The sequence below is a fragment of the Streptomyces sp. NPDC054849 genome (assembly GCF_053610945.1).
Genome location: NZ_JBSGZI010000042.1, coordinates 36,665 through 61,770 on the forward strand (window position 1 = coordinate 36,665; position 25,106 = coordinate 61,770).

At 71.4% G+C, this 25,106-nt stretch carries 19 protein-coding genes; 2 read left to right on the forward strand and 17 right to left on the reverse strand.

Features of this window, described 5'->3' with window-relative positions; genetic code table 11:
• Window positions 1–128: 128 nt before the first annotated feature.
• From ACWGIF_RS19850 to fmt, 3 genes are all read right to left on the reverse strand, one after another.
• The gene (locus tag ACWGIF_RS19850) at window positions 129–3,656 is read right to left on the reverse strand and encodes a S8 family peptidase (RefSeq protein WP_453499059.1); all 3,528 of its coding nucleotides are present in this window, start codon (window positions 3,654–3,656) and stop codon (window positions 129–131) included.
• 396 nt (window positions 3,657–4,052) lie between these two features.
• Window positions 4,053–5,513, reverse strand: a complete 1,461-nt coding sequence (locus ACWGIF_RS19855) for an RsmB/NOP family class I SAM-dependent RNA methyltransferase (RefSeq protein WP_453499061.1) — start codon at window positions 5,511–5,513, stop codon at window positions 4,053–4,055.
• A 118-nt stretch (window positions 5,514–5,631) separates the two neighbouring features.
• Window positions 5,632–6,576: a methionyl-tRNA formyltransferase gene (gene fmt, locus ACWGIF_RS19860; RefSeq protein WP_453499063.1), complete on the reverse strand. Its 945-nt coding sequence runs from the start codon at window positions 6,574–6,576 to the stop codon at window positions 5,632–5,634.
• 262 nt (window positions 6,577–6,838) lie between these two features.
• On the opposite strand from fmt, the gene ACWGIF_RS19865 reads away from it, so the two are divergent.
• Window positions 6,839–7,387: a hypothetical protein gene (locus ACWGIF_RS19865; RefSeq protein WP_453499065.1), complete on the forward strand. Its 549-nt coding sequence runs from the start codon at window positions 6,839–6,841 to the stop codon at window positions 7,385–7,387.
• A 117-nt stretch (window positions 7,388–7,504) separates the two neighbouring features.
• On the opposite strand, the gene ACWGIF_RS19870 is transcribed toward ACWGIF_RS19865, so the two are convergent.
• From ACWGIF_RS19870 to pyrR, 14 genes are all read right to left on the reverse strand, one after another.
• Window positions 7,505–9,637, reverse strand: a complete 2,133-nt coding sequence (locus tag ACWGIF_RS19870) for a primosomal protein N' (RefSeq protein ID WP_453499067.1) — start codon at window positions 9,635–9,637, stop codon at window positions 7,505–7,507.
• A 163-nt stretch (window positions 9,638–9,800) separates the two neighbouring features.
• The gene (gene metK, locus ACWGIF_RS19875; RefSeq protein ID WP_453499069.1) at window positions 9,801–11,009 is read right to left on the reverse strand and encodes a methionine adenosyltransferase; all 1,209 of its coding nucleotides are present in this window, start codon (window positions 11,007–11,009) and stop codon (window positions 9,801–9,803) included.
• Window positions 11,010–11,205: 196 nt separating this feature from the next.
• Window positions 11,206–12,420, reverse strand: coding sequence for a bifunctional phosphopantothenoylcysteine decarboxylase/phosphopantothenate--cysteine ligase CoaBC (coaBC, locus tag ACWGIF_RS19880; protein WP_453499096.1), 1,215 nt, complete (start codon window positions 12,418–12,420; stop codon window positions 11,206–11,208).
• A 118-nt stretch (window positions 12,421–12,538) separates the two neighbouring features.
• Window positions 12,539–12,811: a DNA-directed RNA polymerase subunit omega gene (rpoZ, locus tag ACWGIF_RS19885; protein ID WP_004948662.1), complete on the reverse strand. Its 273-nt coding sequence runs from the start codon at window positions 12,809–12,811 to the stop codon at window positions 12,539–12,541.
• 72 nt (window positions 12,812–12,883) lie between these two features.
• Complete coding sequence (gmk, locus tag ACWGIF_RS19890; protein ID WP_453499071.1) at window positions 12,884–13,447, reverse strand: guanylate kinase; 564 nt, start codon at window positions 13,445–13,447, stop codon at window positions 12,884–12,886.
• A 61-nt stretch (window positions 13,448–13,508) separates the two neighbouring features.
• Complete coding sequence (locus ACWGIF_RS19895; RefSeq protein ID WP_030008746.1) at window positions 13,509–13,832, reverse strand: integration host factor; 324 nt, start codon at window positions 13,830–13,832, stop codon at window positions 13,509–13,511.
• A gap of 303 nt (window positions 13,833–14,135) precedes the next feature.
• Window positions 14,136–15,023 carry an orotidine-5'-phosphate decarboxylase gene (pyrF, locus tag ACWGIF_RS19900; RefSeq protein WP_453499073.1) on the reverse strand — a complete coding sequence of 296 codons (888 nt, stop codon included), beginning with the start codon at window positions 15,021–15,023 and terminating at the stop codon, window positions 14,136–14,138.
• On the reverse strand, window positions 15,020–16,129 hold the full coding sequence (locus ACWGIF_RS19905; protein WP_453499075.1) for a quinone-dependent dihydroorotate dehydrogenase: 1,110 nt from the start codon (window positions 16,127–16,129) through the stop codon (window positions 15,020–15,022). Before ACWGIF_RS19905 ends, pyrF begins: the two co-directional genes overlap by 4 nt.
• 90 nt (window positions 16,130–16,219) lie before the next feature.
• A complete protein-coding gene (gene carB / locus ACWGIF_RS19910) occupies window positions 16,220–19,528 on the reverse strand; it encodes a carbamoyl-phosphate synthase large subunit (protein WP_453499077.1) in 3,309 nt (1,102 codons plus the stop codon).
• The gene (carA, locus tag ACWGIF_RS19915) at window positions 19,521–20,669 is read right to left on the reverse strand and encodes a glutamine-hydrolyzing carbamoyl-phosphate synthase small subunit (RefSeq protein ID WP_453499079.1); all 1,149 of its coding nucleotides are present in this window, start codon (window positions 20,667–20,669) and stop codon (window positions 19,521–19,523) included. Before carA ends, carB begins: the two co-directional genes overlap by 8 nt.
• On the reverse strand, window positions 20,666–21,247 hold the full coding sequence (locus ACWGIF_RS19920; RefSeq protein ID WP_453499081.1) for a PH-like domain-containing protein: 582 nt from the start codon (window positions 21,245–21,247) through the stop codon (window positions 20,666–20,668). Before ACWGIF_RS19920 ends, carA begins: the two co-directional genes overlap by 4 nt.
• A complete protein-coding gene (locus tag ACWGIF_RS19925) occupies window positions 21,244–22,530 on the reverse strand; it encodes a dihydroorotase (RefSeq protein ID WP_453499083.1) in 1,287 nt (428 codons plus the stop codon). The genes ACWGIF_RS19920 and ACWGIF_RS19925 overlap by 4 nt, the downstream gene beginning before the upstream one ends.
• A 2-nt stretch (window positions 22,531–22,532) precedes the next feature.
• The gene (locus ACWGIF_RS19930) at window positions 22,533–23,525 is read right to left on the reverse strand and encodes an aspartate carbamoyltransferase catalytic subunit (protein ID WP_453499085.1); all 993 of its coding nucleotides are present in this window, start codon (window positions 23,523–23,525) and stop codon (window positions 22,533–22,535) included.
• 111 nt (window positions 23,526–23,636) lie between these two features.
• Window positions 23,637–24,212, reverse strand: a complete 576-nt coding sequence (pyrR, locus tag ACWGIF_RS19935; protein ID WP_453499087.1) for a bifunctional pyr operon transcriptional regulator/uracil phosphoribosyltransferase PyrR — start codon at window positions 24,210–24,212, stop codon at window positions 23,637–23,639.
• Between the two features lie 288 nt (window positions 24,213–24,500).
• On the opposite strand from pyrR, the gene bldD reads away from it, so the two are divergent.
• On the forward strand, window positions 24,501–25,001 hold the full coding sequence (gene bldD / locus ACWGIF_RS19940) for a transcriptional regulator BldD (protein WP_215018902.1): 501 nt from the start codon (window positions 24,501–24,503) through the stop codon (window positions 24,999–25,001).
• The last annotated feature ends 105 nt before the right edge of the window (window positions 25,002–25,106 follow it).

A 25,106-nucleotide genomic window follows, 5' to 3' on the forward strand; every position in this document is an offset into this window, starting at 1 on the left:
ACTCTCTTCCGCTTGCCGCAGCGGAGAGAGTATGCGCCATGGCGGCAGACCCTGAAAAGTCCCTGCTGGGAGCAGGTGCGAGGGGAAGGGCCCCGGGGATTCGCCTCCCCGGGGCCCGCCAGTACGGCTCATCGCAGGCCGTACGCCCGGATGATCTCGTTCTTGACACTGAAACCGCGGTCCGTCGCGGCGCTCGCGCGGACCGAGAGGAAGCCCCCGGGCTTCTTCGCCGTCCTGAACGAACCCGCCCAGTAGCCGTGGGCGTCCTTGGAGAGGGTCACCTTCTGCCAGGTGGCGCCGTCGTCGTACGAGACGTCCAGCTTCACCGCGGCGACCTTGCCGGGCACGGTGCCGCCGTCCATCGACACCGGCTTGAGCGCGATCCTCTGGGTCGCGTTGGCCTTGACGTCGCCGTGCAGATCCGACTCCAGTCTGTAGTCCAGGTTCAGCACCGAGAACCGCTCGAAGCGGTCCGAGTCGACGGTGTCGGACATGAAGGTCCACTCGGTGTGGGTGCGCGTCGACAGCCGGAAGACGTCACCGGGCCGCTCCACGCCGAGGACGGCGCGGTAGGGCAGATTGCCCGCCGGCACCTCCTGCCACTGCATGTCACCGCTGACCGGGTTGTCGTGGATCAGTGTGTCGCCCTGGAAGATCTGCAGGCGGGACGGCGTCTCACCCCACGGCAGGTAGCCGCCCAGCCGCATGGTGTCGCTGGCGGAGGCCCACGCCTGCACGTTCCAGGTCATGTGGTTCTGCCAACGGGAGTTGTACACGCCGAAGGCCTCGCCCTGGCCGGGCCGGGTCGCCGGGGCGAACCAGTCCAGCCGTGTGGTGCCGCCCTTGGCATAGGTGTTGTCGCCCGAGACCATCGCCCACGGCAGGGCTCCGTCGACGCCCTGCGTGTGGAACTCCCTCCAGACCTGGCCCGGCGTCACCCATTCGGTGCGGGTGCCCGGGTGCCATTCGCGCTCGGGGAAGTTGAACGACGGGCTGAGGGTGAAGTCGGACCGGTAGCCTTCCGCCGGTCCGCCGTCGGTGGCCGAGTAGTAGCGTGCGTCGATCCGGGCGAGGTCGGCCTCGGCCGGCTTGTAGACCAGGGCCCGGTCCGGAACCTGGCCGGGGTAGTCCCGGGTCAGGTCGTAGACGAAGGGCGTGTGCTCGGTCTGCTTCGCGGTCAGCTGGAATCTCCCGGCCTTGGCCATCGAGACGAGGGTTTTCCCCTCGTCGCGGTGGACGCCGGCGACCGGGATGGCCGCCTCTCCGACGTACTCGATCAGGGCACCGGCGCCGTTGTTGACCACGATCAGCGCCTTCGCACCGGCCGCGACCGCCGCCCGGGTGCGCTCCTGCGGCGAGACCTCGTCGCTGCGCTCGATGACGACGATCTTGCCCTTGGCGTCGGTCTTCTCGTACGAGGCCGCCGCACCGTTGCCCGCGTAGACGGCGTGCAGCCTGTCCGTGGCGGTGCCCAGGGCGCTGCCCGCCTGCACCCGTGTCTCGAACTGGAGCCGACCGCCCAGCGCGCTCAGGCTGAGCTGCGGCTCGCCCTTGCGCCAGCGGGTGGTCAGCACGAAGTCGCCCTGCTTCATCGGCTCGGTCGGCGCGACGTAGACGTCGTCGTACGTCATCGGCAGCACATACGCGCTGCGGTAGTCCGTGTACGGGTCGAGGCCCTTGTAGTGGACGTTGAAGTCGACCTTGCGCTGGCGGTCCTCGGTGCGCTGGGGCGCCTGCGTCTGCAGCAGGTGTGCCTTGCTCGCGTCCAGCACCACGTCCGCGGAGCCGTCCTTGAGTACGGTCTCCGGGTCGACCAGCACGGCCAGACCCGAGCGGTCCGCCTCCTCACCGGCCACGTCGAGGTACGCCGCGACGGTGTACAGGCCGGGTGCCATGCGCATGGTGGTCGAGCCGTCGACGTAGAGGTTCCACGGCCAGAGGTCGCCGGCCAGGTTGACCGAGACCCAGCCTGCGGCGGGCTTGCCGTCCCGGCCGACAAGCTTGATGTTCAGGTCGTGGCGCTCCTCCTCCTTGAGCAGCGCCACGGAGGTGCGGGTCACCGGCTTCCCGGTGGTCGCGTCGGTGCCCGTCACGTAGCCGGCGTGCCGGCCGGCCGGGGCGGTGCGCGGGTCACCGGTCACCGGGACGGTGGCGGTGCCGCCCGCAGGGACGGTCACCGTGGTGGCTCCCAGCGTGAACGGGCCGCCGTGGCCGGTCAGCGCCAGGTTCAGCCTGACCTCGGCGGAACCGGAGTTGGTGAAGGTCAGGTCCTTGGTGACGGCGACATCGCCCGGCTCGTGCGGCCACGTGTAGTTGCCGAAGAAGAGCGATCCGGCGCTGCGGACCGTGGTGCCCACGGCGCCGGCCACGTCGAGACGGCCCGCGCCGACCTCGTACGGCGAGTGGCGGTCGTGCAGATCCTTCGCGGTGCTCATCAGGTGTTCCTTGAGCTGCGCGCCGGTCCAGTCCTGGTGCTGCTGGGCCAGGATCGCTGCGGCACCGGCCACGTGCGGGGTGGCCATCGAGGTGCCGCTGATGGTGCGGTAGAGACCTCCGCCACCGTCGGTCATCTCCTGAGAGCGGGCTGCGGTGATGTCCACGCCGGGCGCCGCGATGTCGGGCTTCATGCCGCCGGAGTAGGCCAGCGGCCCGGTGCTGGAGAAGGACGCGAGCTGGTCCTGCTTGTCCGTGGCGGCCACCGTCAGCGCCGAGGCGGCCGCACCCGGGGAGGAGATGCTCTCCGGGCCCGCGTTGCCGGCGGCGATGACGAACAGCGTGCCGTACTGCGCGGACAGCGCGTCGACCGTCTGTGACATCGGGTCGCTGCCGTCCGTCGGGTACGAATCCCCGAGGCTCATGTTGACGATGTCCGCACCGGACTCGGCGGCCCACTGCATGCCGGCCATGACCCAGGAGTCCTGGCCGGAGCCTTCCGCGCCACCGAGCACTTTGCCGACGACCAGGTCGGCGCCGGGGGCCACGCCCTTGTGGTCCCCGCCTGACGCGGCGCCCGAGCCGACGATCGTGCCGGCCACGTGTGTGCCGTGCCCGTTGACGTCGGTGACGGCCTCGCCCGGCACGAAGCTGGCCGTGCCGTCGATCAGGCCTGCGAAGTCGGGGTGGTTGACGTCGATGCCGGTGTCGAGCACCGCGACCTTGACGCCCTTGCCGGTGTACCCGGCCGCCCAGGCTTCGGGCGCGCCGATCAGCGGCGCGCTCTCCTTGAGGCCGGCCTTCACCCGACCGTCGAGCCACAGCTTCGCCACGTCCGCGCCCAACGTCGTGCCGCCCTGCGGCGCGACGGCGGTCCAGAAGGTGCGGGCCTGTTGCTTCTCGGTGCTCAGCGCGGCACCGCGGATGCTCTTGAGGTTGCGGGTCAGCCTGCTGCCCCGGGGGGCGGTCGGCTCGGCGGCCGAGCGGGATGCCGACCCCGTGTACGTGGCGATCAGCGGCACCGCGGGCGTCTTCGCGTCGTCGTAGCCCATCTCGATCAGGTCGGTGACGTTGAACAGCCGCCGGTCCAGCTTGTCGGTGCCCAGCAGGGGCACGGCTTCGTCCGGGATGACGAACAGGTCACCCTTGATCTCCTGGACCTTTACGCCGCCGACCGCGCTGTCCGGCCGGTCGACCTCGGCTATCTGCTTGCCGTCGGCCATGGTGGAGACCGTGACGACGTCGCCGGTGACCAGGGTGACCTTGTGGGTCGCCCAGGGGTTGGCGGGGCGGGGGGCTTGCTCGGAGCGGCTTGAGCGGGCGCTTGCAGAGCTGCGAGCCCTGACGCCAGCAGCGGCACCACGGTGGCGGCCGAGATCAGCCGCCAGCGCCTGCGCCGGGAGGCGGAAGCCTGAGAGGGGGAGGACATGCCATGGGTCTATCGGCCGGTCAGGGCCGGCGTGAAGGCCTCACGACGGCAAGTCCTCGCCATGGCAAGGACTTGCCGTCGGCGAACCGCGCGAACCCGGGCAAGACCGCACGTTCGGACGGGTGACCGACGAGAGCACTGCAGCAGTTGCAAGCCTCGGACCGAAGGTCACACGGCCCCCCGGCCGCCGCTACGCCGTCCGGCGCAGCAATGCCAGGTACATCGCGTCCGTACCGTGCAGGTGCGGCCACAGCTGGACGTCCGGGCCCTCGCCCAGGCCGGGTACGCCCTGCATGAACGGCCTGGCGTCGATGAGTTCCGCCGACACCGGCGACGCGCCCGCGCCCCGGCCCTTCAGGACGTCGTCCACGACGACCCGCGTCTCCGCCAGGTGCGGCGAGCACGTCGCGTAGCCCACGACGCCGCCCACCCGCACCGCCGAGAGCGCCTCCCGCAGCAACCCGCGCTGGAGCGGTGCGAAGCCCTCCAGGTCCTGCGGACGGCGGCGCCAGCGAGCCTCCGGGCGCCGCCGCAGCGCGCCCAGGCCGGTGCACGGGACGTCCATCAGGACGCGGTCGAAGGAGCCCGGCAGCCACGGCGGCCGGGTGCCGTCGGCCGCGATGACCTGGTAGGGGCCGGGGTTGCCCGCCAGTGCGCGCTGCACGAGCCGCGCCCGGTGCGGCTGCTTCTCCGAGGCCAGCAGGAACGCCCCGCGCTGCGCCGCGAGCGCCGCGAGCAGCGCCGCCTTGCCGCCGGGGCCCGCGCAGCCGTCGAGCCACCGCTCGTCGCGGCCCTCGACCGGCGCGGCCGCGAGGGCCATCGCCACCAGCTGGCTGCCCTCGTCCTGCACGCCGGCGCGACCGTCGCGCACCGCCTCCAGCGCTCCGGGCTCGCCGCCCTCGGCCATCCGGACGGCGTACGGCGACCAGCGCCCGGGCAGCGCCGACTCCTCGCCGACCGCCTCCAGGAGCTCCTCCGCCGTGGACCGCCCCGGCCGTGCGACCAGCGTCACCTCGGGCCGCTCGTTGTCGGCCTCCAGCAGGTCCTCGATCCCCGCGCGCCCGCCGCCGAGCGAGTCCCACAGGGCGCTGACGACCCATCTGGGGTGCGAGTGGTAGACCGCGAGGTGTTCCTCGGCGTCGTCCTCGTAGGGCGGAGCGACCCGCTCCAGCCAGCCGTCCAGGTCGTGCGCGGCGATCTTCCGCAGGACGGCGTTCACGAATTTGGCGCGCCCGTCCCCGAGCACCACCCGGGCCAGCTCCACGCTCGCGGAGACCGCCGCGTGGGTGGGGATCCGGGTGCCGAGGAGCTGGTGCGCGCCGAGCGAGAGCACGTCCAGCACCGGCGGGTCCACCTCGCGCAGCGGCCGGTCGATGCACGCCTTGATGACGGCGTCGTACGTGCCCTGCCGGCGCAGCGTTCCGTAGACCAGTTCGGTGGCCAGTGCCGCGTCGCGCGCCTGGAAGCTCTCGTCCTGGCGGGCCTTCTTGAGCAGCGGCGGCAGCACGAGGTTCGCGTAGGCGTCGCGCTCGTCCACCGCCCGCAGCACCTCGAAGGCCAGCATCCGGACGGGGTCCTTCTGCGGCCGGCGGTGCGGCTTGGCCTGCCGGGTGCCTGCGGGGTTGCGACGGGGACGGGGCTGTTCGCTCACGTGAAAGGTGCTCCGGGTTTACGAGGTGCTGCGGTGATGAGGTGGAGAGGTGCCGGCGCCCCGGAGGGGCGGGCCGTACGGTGCTGCGCCCGCGCCGCCGCGAGCGGCGCGGCTCGATTCAGCCTACGTCGGCCCCGCCGAGCCGCTCGCCGGGAGCGATCCGCACCCCGCGGGCCCAGTCGGCGGCCCGCATGGGCTTCTTGCCCTGCGGCTGCACCCACAGCAGCTCCACGGCGTGCGAGCCGGTGCCGGCGTAGACGTTGTTCTTGGCCGGGGCCAGCACGCCCGGCGCCAGGTCCGTACGGTCGGGGACCAGGCCCAGTGAGATCAGCTTCAGCCGCTCGCCGCGAAAGACGGTCCACGCGCCCGGCGCGGGCGTGCAGCCGCGTACGACGCGGTCGGCGCGCATCGCGGGGGCCGCCCAGTCGATCCGGGCGTCCTCGACGGTGATCTTGGGCGCGAGGGAGATCCCGTCGTGGGGCTGGGCGACGGCGCGCAGGGTGCCGTCCTCGATGCCGTCCATGGTGGCGGCCAGCAGTCCGGATCCGGCGAAGGCGAGCCGGGTGAGCAGGTCGCCGCTGGTGTCGGTCGGCCGGATCTCCTCGGTCAGGATGCCGTAGACCGGGCCGGAGTCCAGGCCCTCCTCGATCTGGAAGGTGGAGGCGCCGGTGACCTGGTCCCCCGCCATGATCGAGTGCTGGACGGGGGCGGCGCCGCGCCAGGCGGGGAGCAGCGAGAAGTGCAGGTTGACCCACCCGTGCTTGGGGATGTCGATGGCGCTCTTGGGGATCAGGGCCCCGTACGCGACGACGGGGCAGCAGTCCGGGGCGATCTCGCGCAGGCGGGCCTGGAAGTCCGCGTCGCGCGGGCGGGCGGGCTTGAGCACCTCGATCCCCGCCTCCTCGGCTCGCTCGGCGACCGGGCTGGCGACGAGCCGCCGACCGCGGCCGGCCGGTGCGTCGGGCCGGGTGACGACGGCGGCGACCTCGTGCCGCCCGGAGGCGATCAGGGCGTCCAGGGCGGGTACGGCGACCTCGGGGGTGCCTGCGAAGACGAGCTTCACTGGGGTCCTACCTCGCTATCTCGGCTGTCAGCAGCGCACCAGTCTATGGGGCGCCGGTGCAGGGGGTCGCCGGTCGCCCCGGCTGCGGAGTCGAGGGGGCGTACACACACCCGCGCGCCCCTCGCATATGCCGACACGCCCCCACAGCGTGACCTGGGCGACGGGTGGCGCGTTGGTCAAGAGAGATTGACCAAAACGGGCCGCGTGTGAACGGTGTCTGCGGCCCGATCCGCCCTTCAGCACCGGTTCGAGAGGCTTCTTCATGGCCGACCACGCCACCCACGACGCCCAAGCCCGGGCCAGCCTGCACCTGCTGGTGCGGGACATCGAGCGGGTTCGCCGGCAGGTGGATGCCCTGCGTACGCTCACCGCCCAGCTCGGCAACGTGTACCGCCCGCGCCGCTCAGGTCCCTCCACGGGCTTCGTCGTCTACGGCCGGGCGCCCGCACCCACCGTCCGCCTCGCGCAGGAGCTGCGGGACAGCGTCGAGACGCTGGTCACCGCCGCGGTGGACTTCGACCGTTCGCTCGGTTTCTCGTGGGACGCGGTCGGCTCGGCGCTGGGTGTCACCAAGCAGGCCGTGCACCGCCGCTACGGTGCCCGCCGGGCGCAGTCCGCCGAGTCGGCGGAGCCGGTGGCCGAGGCGACGACCACGCGGACCCTGGGGCCGCTGCCGACCGTCCCGGCCGCCCGTTCGGTGCCGCCGCAGCCGGTGCGCGAGGAGGCCCAGGCCGCGGCCGCCGGTCCGCCCGGACGGGGTCTCGGAGAGGCCCCCCGGTCGCCCGCCTTCCCCGGCCCGCGCAACGGCTGACGCGCGTCCTGCCGCCGGGACGCCGACCCCCGACGGCCGGTTGTCGCTCGCCGACCCGACTCCGCCCCCGGCGGGGCGACCGCCCGGTCGTCCCGCCGGGGGCTTCGGCATGCGGCGTCAGCCGATGTCCGGCGGGTCGATCCGGACCCGCACCGCCTCGGTCGCAGCCACCTTGCGGGCCATCCTGGCCGCCTGCGCGGATTTGAGGGAAGCCGCCAGCGCCGCCCCGCTGCCGGGCGGTACCCGGACCAGCGCCCGCTCCCCGGGCGAGGGCTCTCCGCGCCGGCCCGGCAGCGGCACCGGGCCCAGGATCTCGGCGTCCGGGGGCAGCTCGGCGGCTGCCAGGAAGTCCTCCACCGCGGCGGCCCGCCCGACCACCGACGCCATCCGGGACACGGGCGGGAACCGCAGTTCGGCCCGCTCCGCCAGCTCGCGCAGCGCATGCCCGACGGGGTCCCACCGCACCAGCGCCTGGACCGGCCGCAGCGTCGGCTCGGCGACGATGACCACCTGGCCGTCGCCCCGCACCAGGCAGGCGGCGGCGATCCACCGGCGCAGCGCCTCCTCCCCGGCCCGCAGGTCGGGAAAGCCCAGCATGGCCCAGCCGTCCAGCAGCAGCGCGGCCGCGTACCCGGCGCCTTCCGCCACCGGCTCCGCTCCCGGCGTCGACACGATGAGGGCGGGCGCGTCCGGGACCCGTTCCAGGACGTGGTCGCGGCCCGAGGTGCGCACGGGTACGGCGGGGAAGGCCCGCCCGAGTTCCTCGGCCGTGCGGCGGGCGCCGACCACTTGTGCCCTCAGCCGGAAGGAGCCGCACTCCTCGCAGTGCCAGGACGTCTCCTGCAGCCCGCACCAGCCGCACTGCAGGTCCTGCTGGTCCGGTGCCTCCAGCGGTCCGGCGCAGGTCGTGCACCGGGCTGGTGTCCGGCACCGCTCGCAGGCCAGCCGGGGCACGTATCCGCGCCGCGGCACCTGCACGAGCACGGGCCCCGTCTTCAGCCCCTCCCGTACGGTTTCCCAGGCCAGGCTGGGCAGCCTCGCGGCCCGCGCCGCCTCGTCGCGGGCGAGCAGCTCGTCGCCGACGGTCCGGATCCGGGGCGCGCAGGACCGTACCGTCTCGCGGTCGGCGACCAGGGGCCGGGCCCAGCCGGACTCGACGAGCTGGGCCGCTTCGACCGTGCAGCTGGTGCCGCCGAGCAGGAAACCGCACTCCTCGGTCAGGGAGCGCAGCTGCAGTACCTCGCGCACGTGGGGAAACGGCGCGCTGGTGTCGCTGTGGCTGGAGTCTCCGTCGTCCCAGATCGCCACGAGACCGAGTCGGTGCACCGGAGCGAACATCGCGGCCCGGGTCCCGATGACGGCCCACACCGATCCGCGGTGCACCGCGAGCCACTGCGAGTAGCGCTTCTGCGGCCCGGACTCGGCGGTCAGTACGGCGTGCAGCCCCTTGCCCACCAGGGCGGTCAGCGCCTCGTCGACCCGCGCGGCGGTGCGGCCGTCGGGCACCACGGCGAGTGCTCCCCGCCCCGAGGCGAGCGTGGCCGCCATGGCCCGTGCCAGTTCGTCCGGCCACGTCGGGCCTGGCAGGGCGGTCCACACCGTGCGCGGGCTCGCGCCGGACGCCAGCTCGCGCAGGAACTCGGGCCCCGCCGGGTAGCGCTCCCAGCCTCCGGGGCCTGGGGCACCGGGCGGCGGCAGCGGGGCGGGCGAGGGCCGGCTCTCGGCCTGTCCGTGGCGGGGCGGGATCGCCAGTTGCAGGACGTCTGCCAGGCTTCCGCCGTAGCGGCGCGCGACGGCCCGCGCGAGTTTCTCGATCTGGGGGCTGAGCACCCGCTCGGGCGACACCACCTGGGCGAGGGCCGCGAGCGGTCTGTCGTAGTCCGTCTCGGACACGCGGTCGATCAGGTATCCGTCGATCAGGCCGCCGCCCTCGCGGCGCCCCTCGCGGACCCGGCCCTCGCCCGCGCCGAAGCGGACCCGGACGCGGACACCCGGCTGAGCGTCCGCGTCGAGGTGCTCGGGAACGGCGTAGTCCCAGGTCTGGTCGAGGTGCAGAACGCCCTTGTTGACCAGGACCCTGGCGATCGGCCGCTCCTCGGCGAGCGCGGCGCCGCGCCAGGTGCGCGGCTTGGCCTTGGGAGCCTTGGCCTTCGCCTCGGCGACCATCTCCCGCATCAGCGCAAGCTGCTCCGGCGGACCGCCGGGACCCTGGTCCACACGCCGCTGCTCGGGCTCGTTCGCGCTGCTCACACCCGCATTCTTACCAAACGCCACCGACAACGGGCCCGCCCGCAGCCCCTGCGGCCGGGGAACCGAGGAGGTCCCGGAGACACAGGCGGTCCGGAGACACAGGCGGTCCGGAGACACGTACGGCCCCGGACCGCGAGGGTCCGGGGCCGTGCGTCTTCAGGTCCTACAGACCGGCGGCCGCGCGCAGCGCGTCCACGCGGTCGGTGCGCTCCCAGGTGAAGTCCGGCAGCTCGCGGCCGAAGTGGCCGTAGGCGGCGGTCTGGGCGTAGATCGGGCGCAGCAGGTCCAGGTCGCGGATGATCGCGGCCGGGCGCAGGTCGAAGACCTCGCCGATCGCGTCCTCGATCTTCTGGACCTCGACCTTGGCGGTGCCGAAGGTCTCGACGAAGAGACCGACCGGCTCGGCCTTGCCGATGGCGTACGCGACCTGCACCTCGCAGCGCGAGGCGAGGCCGGCGGCGACCACGTTCTTGGCGACCCAGCGCATTGCGTACGCGGCGGAACGGTCGACCTTGGACGGGTCCTTGCCGGAGAAGGCGCCGCCACCGTGGCGGGCCATGCCGCCGTAGGTGTCGATGATGATCTTGCGACCGGTCAGGCCGGCGTCGCCCATCGGGCCGCCGATCTCGAAGCGGCCGGTCGGGTTCACCAGCAGGCGGTAGCCCTCGGTGTCGAGCTTGATGCCGTCCTCGACGAGCTGGGCCAGCACGTGCTCGACGACGAACTCGCGGATGTCGGGAGCGAGCAGCGAGTCCAGGTCGATGTCCGAGGCGTGCTGCGAGGAGACCACGACGGTGTCCAGGCGCACGGCCTTGTCACCGTCGTACTCGATGGTGACCTGGGTCTTGCCGTCGGGGCGCAGGTACGGGATGGTCCCGTTCTTGCGGACCTCGGACAGCCGGCGGGAGAGCCGGTGGGCGATGTGGATCGGCAGCGGCATGAGCTCGGGGGTCTCGTCGCAGGCGTAGCCGAACATCAGGCCCTGGTCGCCGGCGCCCTGCTTGTCGAGCTCGTCCTCGTCGCCCTCGACCCGCTTCTCGTAGGCGGTGTCGACACCCTGCGCGATGTCCGGGGACTGGGCGCCGATGGACACCGACACGCCACAGGAGGCGCCGTCGAAGCCCTTCTTCGAGGAGTCGTAACCGATTTCGAGGATCTTGTCCCGGACGAGCTGCGCGATCGGCGCGTAGGCCTTCGTCGTCACCTCTCCCGCAATGTGCACGAGACCCGTGGTGATGAGGGTCTCCACGGCCACACGCGAGGTCGGGTCCTCGCTGAGGAGCGCGTCGAGGATCGTGTCGCTGATCTGGTCAGCGATCTTGTCGGGGTGGCCCTCGGTCACAGACTCCGAGGTGAACAGACGACGGGACACAACGCTCCCTGGGGTTGCAGCGGCTGCTGGCTGATCATTTGGCGGAACCACATCGGGGGCTGCGCCCGATCACGTTCCGAGTGCAGTTTATCGGTCGCCACCGTTTCCGGGACCACCCGTCTCGCCTTGTGGGAGCCCTGTGACCTGCGGCACTCACATTCTGACGTACGGATGTGACCAGGAGAAGGGAATCCGCTCAGGCGCGTCGCGCCGGAAGCCGGACCGCCACCTGGTCCCAAATCACTTCCGCCAGCGCTTCCTTCGGACCGAAGGGCACTTGGATTTCCGACCCGTCGGAGGCCAGGACAATCGCCTCGTTCTCCTCGGATCCAAAGGTCCTTGCTTCCCCGACCTCATTCACGACGAGAAGATCACACCTCTTGCGCGCGAGCTTGGCGCGGCCGTTGGCGAGGACGTCGTCGGTCTCGGCCGCGAATCCGACCACGACCTGGCCGTCCACGGCCCGGTCGGCCGAAATCTCGGCGAGAACGTCCGGATTGCGTACGAGCGCGACCGGCGCGGGCTCCTGGCCGTCCTTCTTCTTGATCTTTCCGCCCGCGTACTCGGCGGGCCGGAAGTCGGCCACGGCCGCGGCCATCACCACGGCGTCGGCGTCCGCGGCCGCCTTGAGCACGGCCTCGCGCAGCTGCACGGCCGTGCCCACGCGGACGACGTCCGCCCCGGCCGGGTCGGCCAGTGCGGTGTTGGCCGCGACCAGGGTGACCCGGGCGCCACGGGCGACGGCCGTACGGGCGAGCGCGTAGCCCTGCTTGCCGGAGGAGCGGTTGCCGAGGAAGCGGACGGGGTCCAGCGGCTCGCGCGTACCGCCGGCGCTGATCACCACGTGCCGCCCGACGAGGTCCGGCTCGGCCACCCCGCGGGTCAGGACGCCCCGGCACACCTCGAAGATCTCCTGAGGGTCGGGCAGCCGCCCCTTGCCCGTGTCCTTGCCCGTGAGCCGGCCGATGGCGGGCTCGATGACGAGGGCGCCGCGCCGGCGCAGCGTGGCCACGTTCTCCCGGGTGGCGGGATGCTCCCACATCTCGGTGTGCATGGCGGGCGCGAAGACCACCGGGCAGCGGGCGGTGAGCAGGGTGTTCGTGAGCAGGTCGTCGGCGAGCCCGTGGGCGGCCTTCGCCAGCATGTCGGCGGTGGCCGGGGCGACGACGACGAGGTCGGCGGACTGTCCGATGCGCACGTGGGGCACCTCGTGGACGGACTCCCACACCTCGCTGGAGGCCGGATTCCCCGAGAGGGCGGACCAGGTGGCCTCGCCGACGAAGTTCAGGGAGGCCGCGGTGGGTACCACCCGGACCTCGTGGCCGGACTCGGTCAGCAGGCGGAGCAGCTCGCACGCCTTGTAGGCGGCGATGCCGCCGCTGACTCCCAGGACGACCTTCGGCTTACCCACCATGCACTTCCCTTCGACGTGTCCGACGCGTTCGGCTCTGATCGTCGTACCTACCCATGACACACCACAGGCCCGGCAGATGTTCTGCCGGGCCTGTGGTGAAAGGAATCTCGGTGCCTTACTGGGCCGGGGCCTCGATGGCCTCGGAGGTCAGCAGACCCGCGTTGATCTCGCGCAGCGCGATCGAAAGCGGCTTCTCGTGGACGTGGGTGTCCACCAGCGGGCCGACGTACTCGAGCAGGCCCTCACCGAGCTGCGAGTAGTACGCGTTGATCTGACGCGCGCGCTTGGCCGCGTAGATCACGAGGCTGTACTTCGAGTCGGTAGCCTCGAGCAGCTCGTCGATCGGCGGGTTGATGATGCCCTCGGGCGCAGTGATGGAAGAGGACACGCTCTACCTTCCGAAGATGGGTGAAAGATGGGGCCGTCCTGGAGCCGACCGATTCAAAACATCGATCAACGATCAGACAACTGCCACCAAGGCTAGCAGCTCACGTGCAACGTCCTCGACGGAGGTGTTGACCAGGGTGGTGTCGAACTCGGATTCGGCAGCGAGTTCGATCTTGGCGGTGGCGAGCCGGCGCTCGATGACCTCGGCCGATTCGGTGCCCCGGCCGGTCAGCCGGCGGACCAGCTCGTCCCAGCTCGGGGGAGCCAGGAAGACCAGCTGGGCTTCGGGCATGGACTCGCGGACGAGCCGTGCGCCCTGGAGGTCGATCTCCAGCAGAACCGGCTCGCCGTTGTCCAGGCGTTCCAGCACCGCGCCACGGGGTGTGCCGTAGCGGTTGCCCGCGAACTCGGCCCACTCCAGCAGCTCGCCGTTGGCGATCAGCTTGTCGAACTCGTCGTCATTGACGAAGAAGTAGTGGACTCCGTGTCGCTCACCGGGCCGCGGCTTGCGGGTGGTGGCCGACACCGAGAGCCATACCTCGGGGTGAACCTTGCGCATATGCGCGACGACCGTGCTCTTGCCGACCCCTGAGGGGCCGGAGAGCACGGTCAGCCGCGGACGAACCTCTGCTGCCATAGAGCGATTATCCAGGTTCTCAGGACTGCCTGAGAACGCCGGGAGAACTTCAGTCGACGCCTCAGGCGCCGGTGCTGCCGAACTCGCGCTCCAGAGAGGCGATCTGGTTGGAACCGAGACCTCGGACACGCCGGGACTCGGAGATGCCGAGACGCTCCATGATCTGCTTGGCGCGCACCTTGCCCACGCCAGGCAGAGACTCCAGCAGGGCGGAGACCTTCATCTTGCCGATGACGTCGTTCTCCTGGCCCGTCTTGATGACCTCTTGGAGCGAGGCGCCGGAGTGCTTGAGTCGATTCTTCACCTCGGCCCGCTCCCGGCGAGCCGCGGCGGCCTTTTCGAGCGCGGCTGCGCGCTGTTCAGGGGTAAGGGGCGGAAGAGCCACGCCTACGTCACCTCGGATGTCGAACTGTCGGATACGGACCGGTGGGGAACCCAAGGGCACCACACCAGGCGAGCCCCCGAACAGCGATGAAAATCGCTCGCTGCTCGTTCACTCTGCTCGGAGACTAGCGGCCATCACCGCTCCAGTCAGCGAGAACGAACGAAAAGTCCTGGTCAGCCTCCACTGAACCGTACATCACAGACAAAATACCCCTGTTTTGTCCGAGGAAGGACGTTCGAATTTCGTCAAGGAGTGCGAGACGCCGCGCCGGGCAGGTGCGGACGGGACCTCGCAGGTGACCGGCTACGCGGAGACGGCCTCGCGGATCTCGTCGGCGAACCGGCGCGCCGAGTCGCGCAGGGCCGCCATGTCCGGACCGTGCCGCAGGACGCCCCGCGAGACGTTCGGGACGACATTGCGCACGGCCTTGCCGAACACGGTCGGCAGGTCCGCCGCCGTCGCGCCCTGCGCGCCGATGCCGGGGGCCAGCAGCGGCCCGTTGATGTCCAGGTCGAAGGAGGACAGGTCGCCCAGGGTGGCGCCGACCACCGCGCCGAAGGACCCCATCGGGGAGGCGTCCGCGTTCTCCGCCGCCAGGTGCGCCAGCATGGTCGCGCCGATGGTGCGGCCGTCCTCCCGGACCGCCCGCTGGACCTCCGCGCCCTCCGGGTTCGAGGTCAGGGCCAGGACGAACAGGCCCGCGCCCGACTCCCGGGCCAGGTCCACGGCCGGCTTCAGCGAGCCGTAGCCCAGGTACGGGGAGACCGTCAGCGCGTCCGAGAACAGCGGCGAGGACGGGTCCAGGAAGGCCGAGGCGTAGGCCGCCATCGTCGATCCGATGTCGCCCCGCTTGGCGTCCATGAGGACCAGGGTCCCGGCGGCCCGGGCGTCCGCGACGGTCTGCTCCAGGACGGCGACGCCCTTGGAGCCGAACCGCTCGAAGAAGGCGGCCTGCGGCTTGAAGACCGCCACCGACCCGGCGAGCGCCTCCACGACCGTGCGGGAGAACCGCTCCAGGCCGGCGATGTCGTCCCGGAGGCCCCACTGCGCCAGCAGGGCGGCGTGCGGGTCGATGCCCACGCACAGCGGGCCGCGGGAGTCCATCGCCTCGCGGAGGCGGGTGCCGAAGGGAAGGGGCCGCCCGGAGGGCGTCGCTGAGGGGCGGTGGTCGGGCGACGGGTGGGCGGTCACAGTGCGGCCTTTCGGGTCTCGGCGCCCACCGCATCGGCGAGCGTCGCGTACGGGCTGACGGCCAGGCGCGCCGCCAGGCCCTTGTGGATGGCGCGGGCGTAGAACGGGCCTTCGTAGATGAAGGCGCTGTAGCCCTGGATCAGCGTGGCCCCGGCCAGGATCCGCTGCCAGGCGTCCTCGGCGTTCTCGATGCCGCCGACCCCGACCAGGACCAGCCGGTCCCCCACACGGGCGTACAGGCGGCGCAGGACCTCCAGCGAGCGCTCCTTGACGGGGGCGCCGGAGAGCCCGCCGGTCTCCTTGACCAGGTCCGGGGAGGACTTCAGGCCCAGCCCCTCCCGCGCGATGGTGGTGTTCGTCGCGATGATGCCGTCCAGGCCCAGCTCCAGGGCCAGGTCCGCGACCGCGTCGACGTCCTCGTCCGCGAGGTCGGGCGCGATCTTGACCAGCAGCGGCACGCGGCGGTCGGTGACCGTCCGGTCCGCGGCCTCCCGTACGGCCGTCAGCAGCGGGCGCAGCGACTCGGTGGCCTGGAGGTTGCGCAGGCCGGGGGTGTTCGGGGAGGAGACGTTCACGACGAGGTAGTCGGCGTGGCGGGCGAGGCGCTCGGTGGAGGCGACGTAGTCGCCCACCGCCTCCTCCTCCGGCACGGCCTTCGTCTTGCCGATGTTGACGCCGACGACCGTCCTGAAGACCGGGCGGCGGGCGGCCAGACGGTCCGCGACGGCGGCAGAGCCCTCGTTGTTGAAGCCCATCCGGTTGATCAGCGCGCGATCCGGCACGAGCCGGAAGAGCCGCTTTTTGGGGTTGCCGGGCTGCGCCTGCGCCGTGACCGTGCCGATCTCGATGTGGTCGAAGCCCAGCATCGACATCCCGTCGATGGCGACGGCGTTCTTGTCGAAGCCCGCGGCGAGCCCGAAGGGGCCGTGCATGCGCAGGCCCAGGGCCTGCGTGCGGAGCTCCTTGTGGCGCGGGGCGAGCCAGGCCGCGAGGAAGGTGCGCAGCACGGGCGTACGGGCCGCGAGGCGGATCCAGCGGAAGGCCATGTAGTGGGCCTGCTCCGGGTCCATCCGCTTGAAGACCAGGTTGAAGAAGATTTTGTACATCGTCGAGAAGATCCCTCTGCGCTCGTGAGGAGGGGGACACCCGTCGTGAAACCGGTGTCCCCCTCCCCCTGTCCGGGCTGTACGGGCTGCTTAGTCGCGGGCCGCGGTCAGGTGCTCCGCGTGCTCCTGGAGGGAGCGGACGCCCACGTCGCCGCGGTTGAGCGCGTCGATGCCCTGGACGGCCGCGGCGAGCGCCTGGACCGTGGTCAGGCACGGGACGCTGCGCGCCACGGCCGCCGTGCGGATCTCGTAGCCGTCGAGGCGGCCGCCGGTGCCGTACGGGGTGTTGACGATCAGGTCGACCTGACCGTCGTGGATCAGCTGGACGATGGTCTTCTCACCGTTCGGACCCTCGCCCTCGCTGAGCTTGCGCACCACGGTGGCGTTGATGCCGTTGCGGCGCAGCACCTCGGCGGTGCCGGAGGTGGCCATCAGCTCGAAGCCGTGGGCGACCAGCTCGCGCGCCGGGAAGATCATCGAGCGCTTGTCGCGGTTGGCGACGGAGATGAACGCGCGGCCCTTCGTGGGCAGCGGGCCGTAGGCGCCGGCCTGCGACTTGGCGTAGGCGGTGCCGAAGACGGCGTCGATGCCCATGACCTCGCCGGTGGAACGCATCTCCGGGCCGAGGACGGTGTCCACGCCGCGGCCGTGGATGTCGCGGAAGCGCGACCACGGCATGACGGCCTCCTTGACGGAGATCGGCGCGTCGATCGGCAGGGTGCCGCCGTCGCCGGTCTTCGGCAGCAGGCCCTCGGCGCGCAGCTCGGCGATGGTGGTGCCGAGCGAGATGCGCGCGGCGGCCTTCGCGAGCGGGACGGCGGTCGCCTTCGAGGTGAAGGGGACGGTCCGGGAGGCGCGCGGGTTGGCCTCCAGGACGTAGAGGATGTCGCCCGCCATCGCGAACTGGATGTTGATCAGGCCGCGGACGCCCACGCCCTTGGCGATGGCCTCGGTGGAGGCGCGCAGGCGCTTGATGTCGTAGCCGCCGAGGGTGATCGGGGGCAGGGCGCAGGCCGAGTCGCCGGAGTGGATGCCGGCTTCCTCGATGTGCTCCATGACGCCGCCGAGGTAGAGCTCGGTGCCGTCGTAGAGGGCGTCGACGTCGATCTCGATCGCGTCGTCGAGGAAGCGGTCGACCAGCACGGGGCGGGTCGGGGAGATCTCGGTGGACTCGGAGATGTACGACTCGAGGCGGGCCTCGTCGTAGACGATCTCCATGCCGCGGCCGCCGAGCACGTACGACGGGCGGACGAGGACCGGGTAGCCGATCTCGTCGGCGATGGCCTTCGCACCCGGGAAGGTGGTGGCCGTGCCGTGCTTGGGGGCCGGCAGGCCGGCCTCGGCGAGGACCTGGCCGAAGGCGCCGCGGTCCTCTGCGGCGTGGATGGCCTCGGGCGAGGTGCCGACGACGGGCACGCCGTTGTCCTTGAGCGCCTGCGCGAGGCCCAGGGGGGTCTGGCCGCCGAGCTGGACGATGACACCGGCGATGGGGCCGGCCAGCGACTCGGCGTGGACGATCTCCAGCACGTCCTCGAGCGTCAGCGGCTCGAAGTACAGGCGGTCGGAGGTGTCGTAGTCGGTGGAGACGGTCTCCGGGTTGCAGTTGACCATCACGGTCTCGTAGCCGGCGTCGCTGAGCGCGAAGGAGGCGTGGACGCAGGAGTAGTCGAACTCGATGCCCTGGCCGATGCGGTTCGGGCCGGAGCCCAGGATGATGACCGCGGGCTTCTCGCGGGGTGCGACCTCGCTCTCCTCGTCGTAGGAGGAGTAGAAGTACGGGGTCTTGGCGGCGAATTCGGCGGCGCAGGTGTCGACCGTCTTGTAGACCGGGCGGACTCCCAGCGCGTGCCGGACCTCGCGGACGACGTCCTCGCGCAGGCCGCGGATCTCGGCGATCTGCGCGTCGGAGAAGCCGTGGCGCTTGGCCTCGGCGAGCAGCTCGGGGTAGAGCTTGTCGGCTGCGATCAGGTCGTCCGCGATCTCCTTGATGAGGAAGAGCTGGTCGACGAACCAGGGGTCGATCTTCGTGAACTCGAAGACCTCCTCCTGGGTGGCGCCGGCGCGGATGGCCTGCATGACGGTGTTGATGCGGCCGTCGGTCGGGCGGACCGCGGTGCGCAGCAGCTCGTCCTTGTCGCCGGGCTCACCGACGAAGGTGAACTGCGAGCCCTTCTTCTCCAGCGAGCGCAGGGCCTTCTGGAGGGCCTCGGTGAAGTTGCGGCCGATCGCCATGGCCTCGCCCACCGACTTCATGGTGGTGGTGAGGGTGGCGTCGGCGAGCGGGAACTTCTCGAAGGCGAAGCGCGGGGCCTTGACGACGACGTAGTCGAGGGACGGCTCGAAGGAGGCCGGCGTCTTCTCGGTGATGTCGTTGGGGACCTCGTCGAGCGTGTAGCCGATGGCCAGCTTGGCGGCGATCTTGGCGATCGGGAAGCCGGTGGCCTTCGACGCGAGCGCCGAGGAGCGCGAGACGCGCGGGTTCATCTCGATGACGATGACGCGGCCGTCGGCGGGGTCGATGGCGAACTGGATGTTGCAGCCGCCGGTGTCGACGCCGACCTCGCGGATGATCGCGATGCCGATGTCGCGCAGCCGCTGGTACTCGCGGTCGGTCAGCGTCATCGCCGGGGCGACGGTGATCGAGTCACCGGTGTGGACGCCCATGGGGTCGAAGTTCTCGATGGAGCAGACGACGACCACGTTGTCCTTGGTGTCGCGCATCAGCTCCAGCTCGTACTCCTTCCAGCCGAGGATGGACTCCTCCAGGAGCACCTCGGTGGTCGGGGAGAGCGTGAGGCCCTGGCCGGCGATGCGGCGCAGCTCCTCCTCGTCGTGGGCGAAGCCTGAGCCGGCGCCGCCCATCGTGAAGGAGGGGCGGACGACGACGGGGTAGCCGCCGAGCGTCTCGACGCCCTTGAGGACGTCGTCCATCGAGTGGCAGATGACCGAGCGGGCGGACTCGCCGTAACCGATCTTGGCCTTGACGGCCTCGACGACGCCCTTGAAGAGGTCGCGGTCCTCGCCCTTGTTGATCGCCTCGACGTTGGCCCCGATCAGCTCGACGCCGTACTTCTCCAGCACACCCTGCTCGTGCATGGAGATGGCGGTGTTCAGCGCGGTCTGGCCGCCGAGGGTCGGGAGCAGCGCGTCGGGGCGCTCCTTCGCGATGATCTTCTCGACGAACTCGGGGGTGATCGGCTCGACGTACGTGGCGTCGGCGATCTCCGGGTCGGTCATGATCGTCGCGGGGTTGGAGTTGACCAGGATGACCCGCAGGCCCTCGGCCTTGAGGATGCGGCAGGCCTGGGTGCCGGAGTAGTCGAACTCGGCGGCCTGTCCGATGACGATCGGGCCGGAGCCGATGACCAGGACGGACTGGATATCGGTGCGCTTAGGCACGCTCGGCCTCCATCAGGGATACGAAGCGGTCGAAGAGGTACGCGGCGTCGTGCGGGCCGGCAGCCGCCTCGGGGTGGTACTGGACGCTGAAGGCCGGCTGGTCGAGCAGCTGGAGGCCTTCGACGACCTGGTCGTTCAGGCAGACGTGGGAGACCTCGGCGCGGCCGTAGGCGGTCTCCGAGACCTTGTCGAGGGGCGCGTCGACGGCGAAGCCGTGGTTGTGCGCGGTGACCTCGACCTTGCCGGTGGTGCGGTCCTGCACCGGCTGGTTGATGCCGCGGTGGCCGTACTTCAGCTTGTAGGTGCCGAAGCCGAGCGCGCGGCCGAGGATCTGGTTGCCGAAGCAGATGCCGAAGAGCGGGGTCTTGCGCTCCAGCACGCCCTGCATGACGGCGACGGGACCGTCGGCGGTGGCCGGGTCGCCCGGGCCGTTGGAGAAGAACACGCCGTCCGGCCCGACCGCGTACACGTCCTCGACCGTGGCGGTGGCGGGCAGCACGTGCACCTCGATGCCGCGCTCGGCCATCCGGTGCGGGGTCATGCCCTTGATGCCGAGGTCGACGGCGGCGACGGTGAAGCGCTTCTCGCCGATCGCGGGGACGACGTACGCCTCCTTGGTGGCGACCTCGGCGGAGAGGTTCGCGCCCTTCATCTGGGGCTGGGACCGGACCTTGGCCAGCAGGGCCTCGTCGCGGATGCCCGTCCAGGCGTCGCCGGAGAAGATGCCGACGCGCATGGCGCCGCGCTCGCGCAGGTGGCGGGTCAGGGCGCGGGTGTCGATGCCGGAGATCCCGACGACGCCCTGCTTGACCAGTTCCTCGTCCAGCGAGCGCTGCGAGCGCCAGTTGGAGGGCACGCGGGCGGGGTCGCGCACGACGTAGCCGGCCACCCAGATGCGGGAGGACTCGGGGTCCTCGTCGTTGACGCCGGTGTTGCCCACGTGCGGGGCGGTCATCACGACGACCTGCCGGTGGTACGACGGGTCGGTGAGGGTCTCCTGGTAGCCGGTCATGCCGGTGGAGAACACGGCCTCGCCGAAGGTCTCCCCCACAGCGCCGTAGGCGCGGCCGCGGAAGATCCGACCGTCCTCCAGGACGAGTACGGCGGGAGCTTTGGCTGCTCCCCTGGTGGAGGTCGTCATCGTTCGGCGCCTTCCGTCGTGATGGATGAGTTCATGAGGTTGATGGCCTCGACCCAGGCGGCGTGCTCGGCCGCGCGGTCGGAGCGGAATCCGGAGTCGATCAGCTTGTCGCCGTGCGCCCATGTGACGACGAGCAGACCGCCCTCGGTGAGTACCTTGCCCGCGATCCCCTTGTCGAGGCGGGCGCCGCGCAGCTGCGCGGCCGGTACGAAGAAGTCGGTGGCCCCCGGTCGGACCACGTCGAGGCCCGCGTCGGTCAGGGTGAGTTCCACCCGGCTGCGGACCCCCAGACCGTGGGCGACGATCCGGTCGAGCCACTGCCCGGCGGTGGTGGACCCGTGGTACCGCCCGGTCAGGGCCAGCCGGTGGGCGGGGAGACCGTCGGGGGCGGCGGGCAGCTCCGGCAGATCGCTCTGCAGAGCGCCGCGCCATTTCCAGCCCTGCCGCATCAGCCAGTACACGAACGCGATGAAGACGGCCAGGCCGATCACCCATGCGATGCGGGCGCCGACGCTGGTCACCTCCGCCGACTGTCGTTCGGCGGCCTCGGCGGCCAGTTGGATTACTGCAGGTGTCACGCCAGTTTCCCGTCCACGACCGTTGCCCGGCCCCGCAGGAAGGTATGAGTGACGCGTCCCGGCAGCTCACGGCCCTCGTAAGGCGTGTTGCGGCTGCGGGAGGCGAAGTGTGCGGGGTCCACGACACCACGGTACGAGGTATCGACCAAGGTCAGGTTCGCGGGTTCACCTGCCGAGACGGGACGGCCGTGGTTCTCCAGGCCGCCGATGCGCGCGGGAGCGAAGGACATCCGCTCGGCGACGCCCGCCCAGTCGAGCAGTCCGGTCTCCACCATCGTCTGCTGGACGACGGAGAGCGCGGTCTCCAGGCCGACCATGCCCATGGCGGCGGCGGCCCACTCGCAGTCCTTGTCCTCGTGCGGGTGCGGGGCGTGGTCGGTGGCGACGATGTCGATCGTGCCGTCGGCGAGCGCCTCGCGCAGGGCCAGCACGTCGCGCTCGGTGCGCAGCGGCGGGTTGACCTTGTAGACCGCGTTGTACGAGCGGACGAGCTCGTCGGTGAGGAGGAGGTGGTGCGGGGTGACCTCGGCGGTGACGTCGATGCCGCGGGACTTGGCCCAGCGGACGATCTCGACGGAGCCGGCGGTGGAGAGGTGGCAGATGTGCACGCGGGAGCCGACGTGCTCGGCGAGCAGGACGTCGCGGGCGATGATCGACTCCTCGGCGACGGCCGGCCAGCCGCCGAGACCGAGCTCGGCGGAGACGACGCCCTCGTTCATCTGGGCGCCCTCGGTGAGGCGGGGCTCCTGGGCGTGCTGGGCGACGACGCCGCCGAAGGCCTTCACGTACTCCAGGGCGCGGCGCATGATCACTGCGTCGTCGACGCACTTGCCGTCGTCGGAGAAGACCGTGACGCGGGCGGCGGACTCGTGCATGGCGCCCAGCTCGGAGAGCTGCTTGCCCTCCAGGCCGACGGTGACGGCGCCGATGGGCTGCACGTCGCAGTAGCCGGACTCCTTGCCCAGGCGCCAGACCTGCTCGACGACGCCGGCGGTGTCGGCGACCGGGAAGGTGTTCGCCATGGCGAAGACGGCGGTGTAGCCGCCGGATGCGGCGGCGCGGGTGCCGGTGAGGACGGTCTCGCTGTCCTCACGGCCGGGCTCGCGCAGGTGGGTGTGCAGGTCGACGAGGCCGGGGAGGAGGACCTGGCCCTCGGCCTCGATGACGGTCGCGCCCTCGGCGGACAGGCCCAGGCCGACCTCGGCGATGGTCTCGCCGTCGATCAGGACGTCCTGCGCCTCGCCACCGAGTACCTTCGCGCCACGGATCAGGATCTTGCTCATCTTTACTTGCTCTCCTCGGTACGCGTGGCGGCGGGGGTGGTGGTGACGGCGGGCTCGGAGCCTCCGAGCAGCAGGTACAGGACGGCCATCCGGGTGGAGACGCCGTTGGCGACCTGCTCGACGGCCGTGCAGCGGTCGGAGTCGGCGACCTGGGCGGTGATCTCCATGCCGCGGTTCATCGGGCCGGGGTGCATCACGATGGCGTGCTCGGGCATCCTCGCCATGCGGTCGCCGTCGAGCCCGTACCGGCGGGAGTACTCGCGCTCGGTCGGGAAGAAGGCGGCGTTCATGCGTTCGCGCTGCACACGCAGCATCATCACCGCATCGGACTTCGGCAGCACCTCGTCGAGGTTGTACGAGACCTCGCACGGCCAGGTCTCGACGCCGATCGGGACCAGGGTGGGCGGGGCCACGAGGGTGACCTCGGCGCCGAGGGTGTGCAGCAGGTGGACGTTGGAGCGGGCCACCCGGCTGTGCAGGATGTCGCCGACGATGGTGATCCGGCGGCCCGACAGGTCCTTGCCGAGGCCGGCGTCGCGGCCGACCAGACGGCGGCGCATGGTGAAGGCGTCCAGCAGGGCCTGGGTGGGGTGCTCGTGGGTGCCGTCGCCGGCGTTGACGACGGCCGAGTCGATCCAGCCGGAGGTCGCGAGCCGGTAGGGGGCGCCGGAGGCGTGGTGGCGGATGACGACCGCGTCGGCGCCCATGGCCTCCAGCGTCAGCGCGGTGTCCTTCAGGGATTCGCCCTTGGAAACGGAGGAACCCTTGGCGGAGAAGTTGATGACGTCGGCGGAGAGCCGCTTGGCGGCCGCCTCGAAGGAGATCCGGGTGCGGGTCGAGTCCTCGAAGAAGAGGTTGACGACGGTGAGGCCGCGCAGGGTGGGCAGCTTCTTGATCGGCCGGTCCGCGACGCGGGCCATCTCCTCGGCGGTGTCGAGGATCAGGACGGCGTCGTCGCGCGTGAGATCGGCGGCCGAGATGAGGTGGCGCTTCATCTGGATGGCTCCGTGGGTCGTGAGGGCAGGCGGGCGGCCTGACGGGCGGAGGTGCGAGCGGGCAGGGCAGGCTGCGGCGCGGACCCCGTGGGGGTCCGTCACCCGGACGGGCTACTGCCCGGCTGCCTGGGCGGTCCGCTGGCCGAGCAGCACGGCGTCACGGCCGTCCTCCTCCTGGAGCTGGACCTTGACCGTCTCCCGCAGCGACGTGGGGAGGTTCTTGCCGACGTAGTCGGCGCGGATCGGCAGTTCGCGGTGTCCGCGGTCGACGAGGACCGCGAGCTGCACGGCGCGGGGGCGGCCGAGGTCGCCGAGGGCGTCGAGCGCGGCGCGGATCGTGCGGCCGGAGAAGAGCACGTCGTCGACGAGGACGACGAGGCGGCCGTCGAGGTCGTCGCCGGGGATCTCGGTGCGGCCGATCGCGCGGGCGGGCTTCATCCGCAGGTCGTCGCGGTACATGGTGATGTCGAGCGAACCGACCGGGATCTTCGCACCGGTGATCTCTTCGAGCTTGGCGGCCAGCCGGCGGGCGAGGTAGACGCCGCGGGTGGGGATGCCGAGGAGCACCACGTCGTCGGCACCCTTGGCGCGTTCGACGATCTCGTGGGCGATGCGGGTCAGGACCCGCGCGATGTCCTGTGCTTCGAGCACGGGACGCATGGAATCGGTGTGCTGCTGGGTGTCCATGAAAAGGACCTCCTTCTCCGCCTCACGGGACGGACCTTAAAGGACGTCTGATGTACGTCTGCCACGGTACCAGGGCGGCGGCGGTGGCTCTGCACCGGCCCGGTGCGCGGAGGCTTTCCAGGGGCTGCCGGGGCCGCTCTCGAGGGGGCGTAGGAGACCGTTCGGCTTGACGCATCCAAGTAACGCTGCGTAACCTCACAGTGAGTTACCAGCCGCGCGGCGGAGCCGCATGAAGGTATGTAGTCGCAGTGTTCATGTAGTCACAGCGTCACAGCGTCCGGGAGCGTTATGTCCAGCGAATACGCCAAACAGCTCGGGGCCAAGCTCCGCGCCATCCGCACCCAGCAGGGCCTCTCCCTCCACGGTGTCGAGGAGAAGTCCCAGGGCCGTTGGAAGGCCGTGGTGGTCGGTTCCTACGAGCGCGGGGACCGCGCCGTGACCGTCCAGCGCCTTGCCGAGCTGGCGGACTTCTACGGGGTGCCGGTGCAGGAACTGCTGCCGGGCACGACTCCCGGCGGGGCCGCCGAGCCGCCGCCGAAGCTGCGTCTCGACCTGGAGCGCCTGGCGGGCGTCCCGGCCGAGAAGGCCGGCCCGCTGCAGCGTTACGCGGCGACGATCCAGAGCCAGCGCGGCGACTACAACGGCAAGGTGCTGTCGATCCGCCAGGACGACCTGCGCACCCTGGCCGTCATCTACGACCAGTCCCCCTCGGTCCTGACCGAGCAGCTGATCAACTGGGGCGTGCTGGACGCGGATGCCCGTCGCGCCGTGGCGCACGAGGACATCTGAGTCACGCTCCAGACCAGCAGAAACGTTTACGGTGGGCGCCGGACCCCTGCGGGGGGCGGGCGCCCACCGGTTTTTCCGTCTCCGCCGGGCCCCGCACGGAAGGCC

Bases quoted from the DNA above. Each gene is read 5' to 3' on its own strand.
- gmk (WP_453499071.1), bottom strand. From the start codon at position 13,447: ATGGCAGCAGAGGTTCGTCCGCGGCTGACCGTGCTCTCCGGCCCCTCA.
- pyrR (WP_453499087.1), bottom strand. From the start codon at position 24,212: ATGGACACCCAGCAGCACACCGATTCCATGCGTCCCGTGCTCGAAGCA.
- ACWGIF_RS19850 (WP_453499059.1), bottom strand. From the start codon at position 3,656: ATGGCCGACGGCAAGCAGATAGCCGAGGTCGACCGGCCGGACAGCGCG.
- ACWGIF_RS19925 (WP_453499083.1), bottom strand. From the start codon at position 22,530: ATGAGCAAGATCCTGATCCGTGGCGCGAAGGTACTCGGTGGCGAGGCG.
- carA (WP_453499079.1), bottom strand. From the start codon at position 20,669: ATGACGACCTCCACCAGGGGAGCAGCCAAAGCTCCCGCCGTACTCGTC.
- bldD (WP_215018902.1), top strand. From the start codon at position 24,501: ATGTCCAGCGAATACGCCAAACAGCTCGGGGCCAAGCTCCGCGCCATC.
- ACWGIF_RS19905 (WP_453499075.1), bottom strand. From the start codon at position 16,129: ATGTACAAAATCTTCTTCAACCTGGTCTTCAAGCGGATGGACCCGGAG.
- ACWGIF_RS19865 (WP_453499065.1), top strand. From the start codon at position 6,839: ATGGCCGACCACGCCACCCACGACGCCCAAGCCCGGGCCAGCCTGCAC.
- ACWGIF_RS19930 (WP_453499085.1), bottom strand. From the start codon at position 23,525: ATGAAGCGCCACCTCATCTCGGCCGCCGATCTCACGCGCGACGACGCC.